Origin of the sequence: Candidatus Laterigemmans baculatus (genome assembly GCF_010367455.1) — a bacterium.
GTDB lineage: Bacteria > Planctomycetota > Planctomycetia > Pirellulales > Pirellulaceae > Laterigemmans > Laterigemmans baculatus.
This window is the reverse complement of sequence record NZ_WRPR01000064.1, coordinates 14,970-29,275: the sequence shown is the minus strand read 5'-3', so window position 1 is coordinate 29,275 and position 14,306 is coordinate 14,970. Positions and strand designations below refer to the sequence as shown.

5 protein-coding genes are annotated in these 14,306 nt (G+C 66.1%); 3 read left to right on the top strand and 2 right to left on the bottom strand.

The window, feature by feature from the left end:
• Positions 1-220: 220 nt before the first annotated feature.
• The 3 genes from GNK13_RS13345 (at position 221) to GNK13_RS13335 (ending at position 6,415) form a co-directional block, all read left to right on the top strand.
• Positions 221-3,541: a DUF1592 domain-containing protein gene (locus GNK13_RS13345; protein ID WP_164103032.1), complete on the top strand. Its 3,321-nt coding sequence runs from the start codon at positions 221-223 to the stop codon at positions 3,539-3,541.
• Positions 3,541-4,845 (top strand): DUF1552 domain-containing protein, encoded by a 1,305-nt coding sequence (locus GNK13_RS13340; RefSeq protein WP_164103031.1) that lies wholly within the window; start codon positions 3,541-3,543, stop codon positions 4,843-4,845. Before GNK13_RS13345 ends, GNK13_RS13340 begins: the two co-directional genes overlap by 1 nt.
• A gap of 115 nt (positions 4,846-4,960) precedes the next feature.
• The gene (locus GNK13_RS13335) at positions 4,961-6,415 is read left to right on the top strand and encodes a hypothetical protein (protein WP_164103030.1); all 1,455 of its coding nucleotides are present in this window, start codon (positions 4,961-4,963) and stop codon (positions 6,413-6,415) included.
• Positions 6,416-6,472: 57 nt separating this feature from the next.
• On the opposite strand, the gene GNK13_RS13330 is transcribed toward GNK13_RS13335, so the two are convergent.
• Both GNK13_RS13330 and GNK13_RS13325 read right to left on the bottom strand, forming a co-directional pair.
• The gene (locus GNK13_RS13330) at positions 6,473-8,107 is read right to left on the bottom strand and encodes an ABC transporter permease (protein ID WP_164103029.1); all 1,635 of its coding nucleotides are present in this window, start codon (positions 8,105-8,107) and stop codon (positions 6,473-6,475) included.
• On the bottom strand, positions 8,107-14,214 hold the full coding sequence (locus tag GNK13_RS13325; RefSeq protein WP_164103028.1) for a hypothetical protein: 6,108 nt from the start codon (positions 14,212-14,214) through the stop codon (positions 8,107-8,109). Before GNK13_RS13325 ends, GNK13_RS13330 begins: the two co-directional genes overlap by 1 nt.
• Positions 14,215-14,306 lie beyond the last annotated feature (92 nt).

Sequence of the window (14,306 nt, the reverse complement as noted above, 5' to 3'; positions counted from 1 at the left end):
GTCTCCAACAACCCCTCGGTGACTCGCTTGCTGGGGATGAATACCCCCCATCCAATGTAACCTCGCCGCCGCGATTGCGGACCCCAAAATTTCTGAACGGACGTGTACGTCAGGCTGGAAAGGCGTGACGTACGGGTGGCGAGGGGGGTAATCTGGCAGGGAAGCGTTCCTGCCCCTTCGCTTTCCGCATCTTCCCTCCGCCCTCCGGGAGACGTCTGCGATGCACGCTCGCCTCGTGCCAGCAGCGGTCTGGTTCTTCGCTTCTCCCTGCTCGCTCCGCCGCTGCTGGGCCGCCGCCGCAATCCTGCTGCTCGGCTGCACCGCAGCGACGACGCTTCGCGCGGACGAGGGGCTGCGAGCGGACGAGGGCCGGTTGGCGGACGATTCCGCACTGGCTGAGGAATACGCGGCGGCGATTCAGCCTCTCGTTGGCCAGTTCTGTCTCGACTGCCACTCGACTGCCGCTCGCGAAGGGGAGTTGGATCTCGAGCGCTTTACGACCCTCGCCGATGTCCGCCGAGCGGCAGAGGTTTGGCAACAAGTGGTTGAGATGCTCGAGCAGGACCAGATGCCTCCGGAGGACGCACACCCTCAGCCGACAGCCGAACAGCGTGGCGAGTTGCTCGAGTGGGCCCACCGCTTCCTCGACGCCGAAGCCCTGGCCCGGGCCGGCGATCCGGGACCGGTCGTCCTGCGGCGGCTGAACAATGCTCAGTACACCTACACGATTCGCGATCTGACGGGAGTCCCGCTTGAACCGGCGGCGGAGTTCCCGGTCGATGGAGCGGCGGGTGAAGGGTTTACCAACACCGGCAACTCGCTGGTCATGTCGCCGGCGCTGCTCACCAAATATCTCGAGGCGGGAAAAGACATCGCGGCTCACGCAGTGCCGCTCCCCGACGGCTTTCGCTTTTCCGCTTCCCAGACTCGCCGCGATTGGACGAACGAGTCGCTCGCTCGAATCCGTGACTTCTATCGCCGATACACCGAGCCTCGCGGCCCCACTGGCGACTCGACATCGGCTCAAGCGGCAGGGGGCACACACGTCAATCTGCAGGGGATTCAGTTCGAAACGAACACCGGCGGAAGGCTGCCGCTCGAGCCGTATCTCGCGGCGACGCTGGCCGAGCGCGACGCCCTCCGCTCGGGCGAGAAAGTCGTAGCCGACGTCGCCGGCGAGCACGGTCTGAACGCCAAGTACCTCGGCATCCTTTGGACGGCCCTCAGTGCGACCGAGCCGTCGTTGTTGCTCGACGCGGTCCGCGCCCAGTGGCGGGAGGCGGAGGTGGAGGATGCCGCAGCCCTGGCAGCACAGATCCGAGAACTTCAGGAGGGACTGTTCCGCTTTTCCAGCGTCGGCCACATCGGCAAAGTCGGTGGTCCAACCGCTTGGCAAGAACCGCTCACGCCGCTGGTCTCCCGCCAGGAAGTGCGGCTGAAGCTGCCCGCCCCGCGGAGTGAGAACGGCCAGGACGTCGTCGTGTTCTACCTGGTCGCCGGAGACGCGGGCGACGGTCCGCAGGAGGACTTTGCCCTCTGGGAGCGGCCCCGGCTGGTCCACCCCGACCGCCCCGAACGGCTGCTCCGCGACATCCCCGGTGCAGTCCAGCCACGGTCGGGCCAACCCGAGCCAGGCCGCTTTGGTCGGCACCCCGATGGTTCAGCGATCGACTCGGCGAGCCTCTGCGTCGCGGCGCCGGCAGTGCTCCAGGTCCGGATCCCCGCCGAGCTGGCTGCCGGAGCGGAACTGGTCACCAGCGGAACGCTCGACGAGACCACCGGCGGCGAGGGAAGCGTGCAGTTCAAAGTGCTGCTTGCTCCGTCACCCGATCTTGGCGACTTCGGGCTTGGCGACTCGCTCCGCCTCTCACCTGAAACACCGGTCGTGACCCGTGCCGGCAGCAGTGCCCACCGGCGATTCGAAGCGGCAATCGAAGACTTTCGCAACCTGTTCCCGGCGGCACTCTGTTACCTGGAGATCGTGCCGGTCGACGAAGTGGTCACGTTGACCTTGTTCCACCGCGAGGACGAGCCGCTCCGGCGATTGATGCTCAGCGAAGCCGAATCGCGGGAGCTCGATCGGTTGTGGGAGGAGCTGCATTTCATCAGCCGCGACGCGATCACGCTGGTCGACGCGTTTGAACAACTGCTCGAGTACGCGTCACAAGACGGTGATCCATCGGTCTTTGAACCGCTGCGCGAGCCGATCGAGCAGCGGGCGGCCCGCTTTCGCCAGTCGTTGCTCGACGCCGAGCCTCGCCAGCTCGAAGCCGTCGTCGATTTCGCCGCCCGCGTCTACCGCCGACCGCTGGCCGATGCGGAGCAGGAACGGCTACGGGCGCTCTATCGCCAGCTTCGCGAGGAAGGGCTGTTGCACGACGAGGCGTTCCGGTTCACGCTCGCTCGACTCTTTGTCTCGCCAGCCTTTCTGTATCGGCTCGAGCAACCGCCTCGGGGAGACGAGCCGGCTCCGGTCTCGGACTGGGAGCTGGCCAGCCGGTTGAGCTACTTCCTGTGGGCATCGCAGCCCGATGAGGAATTGTTCGCGGCGGCCGCTGCAGGGACCTTGCGCGAACCGGAGGTGCTCGCGGACCAGTCGCAGCGAATGCTCGGTTCGCCGCGGGTCCGACGGCTGGCGACCGAGTTCGCTTGCCAGTGGCTGCAGATCTACGAGTTCGACGGGCTCGACGAAAAGAGCCGCACGCAGTTTCCCGAGTTCGAGGAACTGCGTGGCGATCTGTATGAAGAGGCGATCCTGTTCTTCACGGATCTGTTCCAGCACGACCGCTCGGTGCTGAGTCTGTTCGACGCCGACCACACCTTCGTCAACGAGCGACTGGCTCGGTTCTACGGACTTTCTTGGGACGCCGCCAACTCGACCGACCAGTGGCGGCGCGTCGAGGGGCTGCGGGAGCATGGTCGCGGCGGGATTCTGGGACTCGGAGCGACCTTGGCTAAACACTCCGGCGCATCGCGGAGTAGCCCGATCCTGCGAGGCATTTGGGTCAGCGAGTCGCTGCTCGGCGAGAAGCTGCCCGATCCACCGCCGGGCGTTCCGCCGTTTCCCGACTCCGGGGCTGCGACGGAAAACCTGACGGTTCGCCAAATCACCGAACTGCACACCAGCCATGAGGACTGTGCGGGCTGTCATCGCCGCGTCGATCCCTTCGGCTTTGCACTCGAGCGGTTCGACGCGATCGGCCGCTTCCGCGAACGCGACAGCGGCGGGCGCACGCTCGACACGCGGGCTCAGCTCCCCGATGGAAGTGAGGTCGAAGGGCTGAGCGGTCTCCGCGCGTATCTGCTGGACGAGCGCCGCGACGCGGTGCTCGAGCAGTTCTGTCGCAAGCTGCTCGGCTACGCACTTGGCCGCAGCGTCCAGCTTTCGGACCAACCCCTGCTCGCCGAGATGCAGCAGCAGTTAGCCGCCAACGACTACCGCGTCTCCGCCGCCGTCGGCGCGATCCTGCACAGCCGCCAGTTCCAACAGATCCGCGGTGTCCCCTTCCCCACAGCCGCCCCCTTCCCTGGAGCCAAATGATGAACACGCACAGCTGGACTCGTCGCACGTTTCTGCGAGGCGTGGGAGTCAGCATGGCGCTGCCGTGGCTCGAATCGCAGTCGGTTTGGGGAGACCCCGCGCGGGGAGCCGAGCCAGCCAGCGAAGCTCCCGTGCGGCTGGCCGTGCTGTTCTCCGGGAATGGCTTTCACAGCCAGCAGTGGTGGGCGCGGGAACAGGGCCGACAACTCGAGCTGGGCCAAGTCCTCGCGCCGCTCGACGCGTTCCGCGAGCGGATGCTGTTCATTCGCGGGCTGTACAACGCCGAAGCGCTCAAGGGCAACATCCACAGCTCGCAGACCGGCAATCTGCTCAGCGGCGCACCGCTCGCTTCGGGCGGCGAAATCCGCTCCGGGACCAGCATCGACCAGTGGATCGCACAGCGCCACGGCCGCTCGACGAAGGTCCCGAGCCTAGTCCTGGGCTGCGAGAAATCGAACCCGTCGGTCCACAAGAACTATTCGATGCTCTACAGCTCGCACATCTCGTGGAGTTCCCCAACCACTCCCACGCCGCTCGAGCTGTACCCTGCCCTAGCGTTCGATCAATTGTTCCGCGACGAGGCCCAGCGGGGCGACAGTAGTGTGCTCGATGCGGTTCTGGAGGATGCTGCCGATTTCCGGCCCACGATCAGCGCCGCCGACCGCCGCAAGCTGGACGAGTACCTCGACTCGGTCCGCGAAGTCGAACAGCGGATCGAACGGGCCGGCCACCGTGGCGAACTGCAGGGCTGGCGACCGACCCTCGCCACTCCCAACCTCCCGCGGCCGGCGGAGGGGATTCCTCAAGATATCGGCGAACACATGCGGCTGATGTGCGACATCCTCGCTCTCGGTTTCCAAACCGATACGACCCGCGTGGGAACGCTCAAGCTGAACAACGACCACAGCTCGCTGCGGTTCCCGAATCTCGGCGTGGATTACATGATCCACCACTTGCTGTCCCATGCCGACACTCCCGACTGGCTCAAGGTGAACCAGTTTTTCGTGGAGCAGGTGGCGTACTTGGCCCGGAAACTTGATGCGGTTCAGGAGGGAGAGCGAACGTTGCTCGAGAACTCGATGATCCTGTTCTGCTCGAGCATGCTCACCGGCAGCCACGACGCGACGCAGCTCCCGGTCGTCCTGCTCGGCGGCGCGGGGGGCCGGATCCAAGGCGGACGAATCGTCGACTACAGCGGCAAGCCGAATCGCCAGATGTGCCGCTTGTATCTCTCGATGCTGGACAAAGTCGGGCTCCCGGCCGAGCGATTTGGAGACGCCACCGAACCGCTCGACGAAGTCTAGTCGACCGCTCTTGCCCCGGACTTGAGCTTTTTTCTACGCTTTCGCGTCTGTACCTCTATTTTCGGTCTACCGGCGCGAGGCAAGGATGCACCGCAGCGATTCCCATTGGTCCGTCATGACGTGGCTCGGCGTTCTCCTGGCTGCCGCCGGGTGTCGTTCGCAGCCGGTCGACGGCCACGTGCAAATCAGCCCCGGGCCGCGGACGTTTTCGAGTGAAATCGATCCTCCCGCCTCGCGTCTGGTCCCCGACTCCGCGGCTCCGGCGGTGGGAGAGCGGGACGCTAACGGCAATCTGGTGTTGGTCGGCCAGCAAACGCCCACCCCGCAGTCCGCACCGCCAGCGAACGGCGAGGTCCAGCTCAGCGAAGCCGAGCACGCAGCGCTGATGGAGGCATTCCGCGACGCCAGCCCCGAAATCCGCGCGCTGGCGCAGCAGCGGTTAGCCGCTCACCAAGCCAGTACCCAACAGGCCGGAGCTCCACAAGCCGGAGCTCCACAGACCGCGGCCAAACCTGCTGCCGAACCGGTCGCTGCCGAGGCGGCGGCCGAAGGGGCTGCTCCGGTCGAAGCGGCTGCAGTGGCGGAGGCAGCTGCGGAAGAGGAGAAGCTGCCCACGCTCGACGCTGAACCGGCGGCGGAAACCAAAGTTGCCAAAGAGGCTGCCGCGGAAAAGCCAGCCGCTGCCGAAGAGCCGCCAGCCGCCAAGGAGCCAGCCGCCGAGGAGTCGGTCGCCATCCGACAGGCGGTCGGCGAAGGGGAGGCCGAAGAGCAAGGGCAAGTCCAAACGGCCTCGGCGACGAGTCCCGCGGCGGAAGAGGAAGCTGCGCCCGATCCCGAGAAACCCAGCGCCGCCGGTTTGGCCACGGCCAGCGAACAACAACTGTACGAACAACTGATCGCCCGCTACCAAAAACGCTTGGCGACCGAGACGCCGAGCGAATCGCAGATGGGTGACCTGGTGACCCTCCGGATGCTGACGATGCTCGCCGGCGATCCCGATACCGCGGTCGCTCCGATCGAAGGTTGGGAGGCTTCGGAGCAGGAATTCCTCAACTACCAAATGCTCGCTCTCTGGCAATTGGTCGATCCGCAGGCCCATCCGGTCCGCGGGCGGCGGTGGGCGACGGCGCTACCGGAACTGCGGCAGGCGACGAATCATCTAGCCGCAGCGACCGGCAGCCTCGATGTCCGCGGGATGTCCTTCTGCACCGAGGTTGAGAGCTACGGACGAATCAAACCGTTCCCGGCCGACCGATTCACCGCTGGCCAGCAGGTCATCCTCTACAGCGAGCTCGAGAACTTTGTGGCGGAGCGGCTGAGCGACGGCTTTGAAACCCATCTTCGCGGCACGTATCAGATCTACGATTCCTCAGGCCGGCGAGTGGCCGACCAAGTGCTGCCCGAAGACCGCCAGACCTGCAACAACTACCGTCGCGACTACTTCATCGCCTACCAGTTGTATTTGCCGAGCCGTCTCGCGCCCGGCACCTACCGGCTCGACCTCACGATGGAAGACATGAAGGGCGAGAAGTACGGCCAAGGAAGCATCCCGCTCGAGATCGTGGAGTAGGCATTGAGCCGCGTCGCGGCGGCATAGAATAGCCAGGGGCGTGAGCCCCTGGTGGTCTTATTCCCCGAACTGCGTTCGCTTGGCGAGCCGGCGGTGCATCGCTGCCAGGGCGGCGACGACCAGGGCGAGGTTGGCCACAAAGTACCCGATCACCAGCGGCACGTTTCCGGCGGCGGCCGGCTGCAGGCCGTCGGGCGAGAGGTCGGCATCCAGCGGCAATGCGAAGGCGGCGGAAAAGGGGCTGGCCACCCCCAGCCACTCGGCCACGGCGAGCGTCGAAGCCGAGAAGCCGACGATCTGCAGGACCAGCAGGATCGCCGTCGGCAGAGCGTACAGGCTGAGCAGAATCGAATAGGTCACGGTCAAGCTGACCACCGTGCGGCGGCACATCGTGCTGCAGAACTGGGCCACGACCGAGCCGCTGACGCAGGCCATCAGGACGATCGCGAACATCGCCAGCACGCTCGCCCAGTTGCTCCAAAACTGCGTGACCATCAGCGCTCCGAGCAGCAGCGGCCAGAGCAGGAAACTGGTCAGCACCACGGAGACGCGGAGTCCCACGATCAGCTTGCCCCAGAGGATTTGCCACGGCGTGAGCGTCGTCGTCAGCAGCAAATCGAGCGTCTGCCGCTCCCGTTCGCCGGTGATCGCCCCAGCCGAGTAGACCGGACCGACGAGCAGATTGAAGACGATCACGTAGACCACGTACCATGCGCACAAGTGCGGCTGGGCGAATAGCAGGACGGCCATCAAGGGAATCGCCAGCAGCATGCTGATCTGGATCACCAGCCGCAGCATCAACGTCCCGTGGCTAAAGATCTCGCTGTGGATCTCCTTGTCGTAGACCGGGTTGGCTCCGTCCCGCATCAGCTGCTGCTTCTTCGGTGGAGCGAACAGCTTGTCGGGAAACTGATCGCGCTGGATGACCAGCCCGATCGCCTCGTCCGCCTCCTCCTCGAGATCGACGACTTCCTCTCCTTCACTGCCGACATCCGGCGGATAGAGCATCCGGGCGGCCGCCGCGGCGCAGAGCATCACGACCGCCGCCACACCGTACGCTGGGACGACCGACAGCGCGAGCTTCAGCCGCAACTCTCCCTGCGCCTCGAGAGACCACCACCCGAGCACCCCGAGGATCACCAGCGGCAGGATCATCAGATAGCTGACGACCAGCGACGAACTGGTCCGCTTGAAGTAGCTGCTCGCGGCGATGCTGATCGCTCCAAAAACCAGCACCGAAACGATCAGCCCCAAATACGCCGCCAAGACTTCGTAGACGCTCACGCCTCCAAGCGGCAGGCAGAGCACGATGATCGGCAGTGAGGCGAGGATCAGCATTCCCAGGTGGGTCAGCGACGCGATCATCTTGCCCAGCACGATCGCTGCGGGCCGCAGTGGGCTGGCCAACAGCATCTCGTACGTCTTCCGCTCCTTCTCGCCGCTGATCGCGCTAGCCGCAAAGCTCGGAGCCATCAACGAAGCGATCACGTACTGGCCGAGAAAGAACAGATTCACCAGCCGCCGCGCGCTGGGCGGATTCTCAGTCAAATCCAACCGCTCGTCGCTCGGCCAAGCGGCCAACACGACACCAGCCAGCAACAGTTGATACAGGGCCAGCAGCCAGAACGACCGCTGCGTCCGCAGATTGACCAGCAGCTCGCGTTGCAGGACCGGATTTTCAAAAACGTACATTAACTCTCCCAGGTCGCCAGCGCATCGGCCCAGTGACGAATCTTGGGCTTGTTCTTCTCGATCGCCATCAAGCCGACCAACAGGAGAACTCCGGTGGTGATTCCGAACACCCACCAGGGCCAAACTTGATCGATCGCCTGCTGGGCATGCCACACCATGCTGAGCACCCCCACGATCACGAACAAGGTACCCAAGTAAAGGAACGCCCGCGTTCGCAGCACCGCTCCGGCAGCCATCCCGGCCAACGCCAGCACGATCAGGATGATCGGTCCATGCAGCTCCCGCCCGATCTCCCCGAGCAGAACGTCCGCGGTGCTGCTGACGTAGATCACCAGCGTCGCCGCATAGCGGATCGCCGCAAGCGTGCGGGGGTCCAGCCGCTGACGCTCCAGGTGCGCGGCGAACAGCACGCAGACCGCCGGAGGAATCAACCACAGCTGCGGATGCGCCAGAAAACTGAAGCTCGGGCTCTGGGCCAGCACGACCCACAGCGCGAGATTCGCCAGCACGATACTGGCGACGCGCGGGACCAGGTCGCGGCGCCACACGACCGCCAGCCCACCATACAAGGCGGCCGCCAGCAACAGTAGCCATGCGTACGAAACCGCGCCGCCAACAAACACCCATTCGCTTCGGCCCGCCGAGAGCCAAAACCCGATCGCGGGAATCAGCGGCAGAAACAGCGTCGTCTGCCGCATCGTATCGCCGACCACCGCGTCCCCGCGACGCCGCCCCCACTCCGTAATCCCTGCACTGAGGAAGGCCAGTGCCAGCACGAGGTAGGGCCAGTACGGTCGCAACCCAACCAGTGCCAAATCGGGACGGCAGAGGAAGACGTGCAGCCAAGCGATCGCTCCGACCCCCTGCGCCGCGCGGAGCAGCCAACGTCGATCCGTGTCGCTGATCGCCGGCAACACCCCGCTCGTCGAGCTCGGACGAATCCCGATCACCGCCAGCGTCGCACTCCAACCGACCAACAGAATCGCGATCCCGATCACCAGCGGCAGCGGAACGGCCGCCGCCAAAACACTGCCGCGGAGCTGCCACTCCAAAACCAACATCAATCCGAGCGAACTGGCCGCGACGATCCCACCAACCAACGCACCGATGCGCAATGCACCTCCCCAGCGAACGGTGTCGAGCACCAGCAGCCGGGGCGCTCCCCACACCATGATGGGAACCAAGACGACGCCGGCGACCAACATCCGCATCACGACGATCAAGCCCCACGGCCGCGTCCCCGGATCGAGCCCCGCCGCGGTCAGCAACAGCGCGGCGGTAAAGACCAGCACCGAAAGGGTCCGCAGCCACCCGCCCTGCTCTGCTCCTCCACTTCGCTCCGGCTCCCCACTCCGCTCGGCCCCCTCACTCTCCCACGGTCCGAGCGGATCCGACCAACCGGCGGCGATCGCGAGCAACCACCCGTAACCCGCCAGCGAACCGATCATCAGCCACCGCGAGTTCGCTTCGACGCCCCCGATAATTGCCAAGGCGGCGATGCCGAGCACGATTCCCGTCGCCGCGAGCAGCATCGCGACCAGCTCACGCGTCGCCCGCGGATCGAACGAGTGGCGGAAACTCCGTAACTGCCGCCGCAACGGCCAGCCCCAAACCCAAACGCCCGAGACCAACATTCCAGCCATCACGACGACGGCCAGCGGCGAGGCCGGTATGCCCTCCTGCCACATCCCGGCAACCCCGAGCGCGACCAGCAACTGCGTCGCGACGAACCCGCTTGAGAGCCCACCGAGCCGGCCGACGCTGAGCGGCGTGGTCACGATCAGCATCGCGAGCGAGAGGACACTCATCGCCATCCGCCACTCGCCGAGCCTTCCGCCGTTGCCATAGAGCTGGGCAAAGACGAGCGTCACCAGCAAGCTCGCGGCAATCAGAGTGACTGCGGTAAAGCCGCTCGCAATGGCTGGGGAAACCAAGCGGTTCGAGAGCCCGGGAGCGGTCGGTTGATGCTTGCCAGCCAACGCACTCCCAGCCAGCGCACTCCCAGCCAGCCCACTCCCAGCAAGCCAGGGGACCGTTCGCCAGAGCATCGCGAGGCTCGCCAGCACGAGCATTGCCGCGGTGAGGAGGTATGCTTCCGGGACCCACCAAACCAATAAGCCCAGCCCTGAAGCGGTCGCCGCGGCTGCGATCCACTGTGCCGCCACCGGCCAAGGAAAGCGGACGTAAGCCGCGAGCGCCAATCCGCTGGCGATCACCGTTGCGGCCAGCCACAACCAGACGCTCTCCCGATTCGAATCGACGTGAACCGCTGCCGCCACGGCGACGGCTGCCGAGAGTGCCAGCGAACAACTGACCAAGAGCGAATGCGCCCGCACGATCCCCAGCGTTCCAAACCCGGCGGTCGACAACACCCAGATCGTCGTGATCGCGACCCAGCCTCGGTCCGCCGGCAGCCAACCGCGACTCACGCAGAGGGCGGCCGCCAACCCGCTGCCGAGGACCACCAGCCCCAAACCCGCGTCCTCTCGCGCGATCCGGAAACTGCCCGCCCGCCCCATAATGAGGCCCCCGGCGAGCAGATACGTTCCACTCCATAGCACGACGGTTCGCAGCGCCTGGGCTTCGCCAATCCAGGCCAACAGAATTGCGACCACCGCCACCACCAAAGTTGACACAATGCCTCCCACGGCGATCTGCCACACCGCCGACGACTTGCCCGAAGCTCGCAGCGAATCGGCTGGGTTCGAAACCGGTGTTGGCCAAGCCGCGGCGTCGAGCCGGGCGGTTGCTCCCACGCGATCGAGTCGTCGGACGATCAGATCGGAAACGAGCGTCGTTGCCACCGCAATCGCCATCCACTCCTGACCCACGGCCGATCGGTCGAGCAGCCGCCAGGCGAGCGCGGCGGTGGCGGGGGTCAGGAGCCCGGCGAGGTAGGCTGCCGCGGGACTGTGGAACCATCGCGAGAGAATCGCCAGCACGATCGTGCCGCAAAAACCCCAGGCGACGAGCGTGCCGATCGTCCAGCGATGCATCGCCGCGGGACTGCTGAAGAAGAAGCTCGCCTCGCCGAGCCCGACGATCAAACTGACGCTCGCTCCGCTGAGGGTCAGCAGCGCGATCCCGCTCACCGCGCGAAGCTGGCGGAGAAGCTCGCCGCGTGCCGCATCCGTCGCTCGCCGTCCCAGCCACCAGATCCCGATCGCACCCAAGCTGGCCAGGGCGACGGTCGACCAGCCCACCGCTGCAACTCCCACAGCTCCCGCCCCGCAACCGAGCACGGTGAGCATCAGGGCTGCAGTCAGGCCCACGATCGTGGTCGACAGCGACCATTCGGAAGGGGCCAAGGCGGGGCGGCGACGGGCTCCGGTGGCATGCCACCACCATGCTCCTACGCTGATCCCCGTGAGAATCATCGCGGTGAGCAGACATGCGGCGCTCGGCAAGAGCGGCGGGAGAGATCGTGCATGACCGCCGAACAGGCGAAGCAGCACGACGACGGTGCCGAGCGTCCAGCCTGCGATTCCCAGCCGGGCCAAGTGAGCGTCGACCAGCAGCCGATCCCGCTGCAACACTCGAGCGATCGACCCTGGTCCCATCGCCGCCAGCCTCCGCAATCCGGCCCACGACGCGGCAACACCACCAGCGACGGCGACCGAAGCAAACAGCGCGTCGGTCGTCGTCCATGCCGAAAGGGGCAGAAACCACGCCGGACGAAACCAAACAGCGGCAAAGGCAGCAGCGACAAACGAGACGCACTGGCCTGCCGCGAGCCAATGCGGCTTTTGAGAACGGACCGCGGCGACCAGCAAAACCACCGAGGCGAGCCCCGCCGCGAGCACTCCCTGCGATCGATCGTGGGTGACGAACAAGACCGCCGCCAACACGCCGCCGATCAAAGCCAACTCCGCGGCCGCGTCCCACCACCACCCGAGAACTCGAACCCCAAAGCCTCTTGGGGAGGCGGAATCTTTCTCGATGCGTCCAGAGAAAGACTTCCGCCAGCGGGTCCGGGACACTTCGCCGAGCAGCCCAATGGCGACCGCACTGCCGAGCACCACGACGGTCAAAGGCGACAGCCAAACGGCCATCGGCTGCCCGCGCCAGACATCCATCGGTACCAACGCCGCGGCCCAGGCGGCCAGGACCGCGAAGCTGACGAGGTTGACCGTTTGTCGACGGGGAGCCTGGGTGACGGCCAGGGCGAGGGCCATCAACGCGAGCAATCCGACCACTATGAACCGCGGGAGGATGCCGAGCCACGCTGAGGGACCCAGCCCGATCACCAGTCCGATTCCAAGAGCTCCGGCGACCAGCGTGATCGCGACGGCTCCGAGCAGCCGCTGTCCTGCTCGGCCGAACCGCTCGACCACCGCTCGGCTTCGGGTGAGCGGCAGCAGCAGAGCGGCAACCGCGAACAGGCTGAGCATCGATTCGCCGCTGATATAGCGCCGCCAAAGAGGCAGCTCCTCGGCCCACGCGATCCCGCCGATCCAGTGGACCGCAGCGAGCGGAGCGAACAAGCCGAGTGCCACCGCGGCGGCGGCCACCACCGCTGCGGCTCGCATCCGCCAGCCAGCCACAACGGCCGAGACGACGACCAACAAGGTGTAGAGGGAACTCCAGCCAAAGCTCGCGAGCGTCGGTGGGAACAACGCCGCAGTGGCAACCCCAGCCACCGCGGCCACTGCGACTCCCACGATCCGGTGCGCGCCGGTCGTTGCCGCAGCACGAATCGAAACGGCCGCGGCGGCCAAGGCGGCGAACGTCGGAATCCAGCTCAGCCCCAGCGATAAAACGATCTCGCGAGCGGTGCCGAGCCGCAGCACGAACATCGCCGTGAGCACCGCTAAGGCGTAGACGCCAATCCCCGCCAACAACGTCCGCCGCTGGACCGCACCGGGACCCAACCGCCGCGGCTGAGCCCCCCCGGCGATCGATTTCCGCCGGTGGGCGTCGAACAGAATTGCCGCGGCGACAGCGGAAGACGCCGCCAACAGCACCCACGCCGCCGAATCGCCAAAGTAACGCGTCGCCGCCGGCACCAAGGGGAGCAGGATCGTGGGAAGACCCACGGCCAGCGTCCACCAACGATCGGCCGGTCGGCGAACCAGCGCTCGACCCCCAAAGTAGATCAAACCGCCACAGACGAGCCAGCCCGTTGCGATCGCCATCCATGTCGAGGGAGCGGTGAGCGAAACCGCCGCCGGTCCACTCCCGGCGACCGAGATCCCCGCCATCATGCTCAGCGGGATCAGCATCGTGCCGATGATCAAAACGACGCGGCTGGTGTGCCTCAGCTTCCATCGCCGGAGCGTGTACAAACCGGCTCCCTCGATCCCCGCAGCGGCCAGCAGAAAAACCGCCGCGGGCAACAGCCGGTGCGTCGCCGTAATCGTGTTCCAGAGGCTGATAACCAGTCCAATCGAGCAGACGACGATCAGGATGCCTGCGACCAGCTCGCCCCAGCGGATGTTGTGCGCCGCCAAAAAGGATTGCAGGACTTCGCTCACCGCTCGCCGCGGAGGGGCGAGCACCACGCTCGGGGGAACTGGAGTGCTGGGGAGAGCGGAATTGTTCGGGAGAGCGGAATGGCTGGGGGGAGCAGAATGGCTGGGGAGAGCGGAATGGCTGGGGGGAGCAGAACGGCTGTGGGCTGCGGGGTGGACCTTGGCCGGTGCCGCGGTCGGCTCTGCAGACTGGGGTACTGCAGACTGGGGAATCAGCCGAGCCTGGACCCACTCTCGCTCGGCGACCGGTTTGGGGCTGCGGCGAGCGTTTTGAGCCGCGGTGACCAGCCACTCCCCGGGCGACTGGCTCTTGGCGGCCCGGCTCTCGGCGAGCGGGGGTCGCTCGGCGGCGGCGAGTTCTTCTTCGCCGCGGCGACACAGCTGGAACAGCTTGCGGGCCGCATCGGGACTGACCCAGCCACGGTCGCGGAAGCTGCCGAGGACTCGGCGAAACGCCAGAAAGTCCTGAAACTGACACTGCCGCTCGTCGCCGTGCTGCCTTTCCGGCGTCGGATAGTGACCGGTGCAGGCTCGAACGAAGGCGGCCGCGATCAGCCAGAGCCCGTGACCGACGACGGTGACGCCTGCGAGCAGGAACAGCAGGAACAGCAGCACGAGCAAGAATTCCACAGGCATGGCGGGCTCGCGTGAAGGAGAGACGGACGGTTTCTGGTACACAGTAGGGAGACCGCCACGGGAGATTGTTGCGCTGGCGTCCCCCCGTCCCC

What these genes read in the sequence shown, in the direction of transcription:
- GNK13_RS13345 (WP_164103032.1), top strand. Translation starts at nt 221, where the DNA reads ATGCACGCTCGCCTCGTGCCAGCAGCGGTCTGGTTCTTCGCTTCTCCC.
- GNK13_RS13340 (WP_164103031.1), top strand. Translation starts at nt 3,541, where the DNA reads ATGAACACGCACAGCTGGACTCGTCGCACGTTTCTGCGAGGCGTGGGA.
- GNK13_RS13335 (WP_164103030.1), top strand. Translation starts at nt 4,961, where the DNA reads ATGACGTGGCTCGGCGTTCTCCTGGCTGCCGCCGGGTGTCGTTCGCAG.
- GNK13_RS13330 (WP_164103029.1), bottom strand. Translation starts at nt 8,107, where the DNA reads ATGTACGTTTTTGAAAATCCGGTCCTGCAACGCGAGCTGCTGGTCAAT.
- GNK13_RS13325 (WP_164103028.1), bottom strand. Translation starts at nt 14,214, where the DNA reads ATGCCTGTGGAATTCTTGCTCGTGCTGCTGTTCCTGCTGTTCCTGCTC.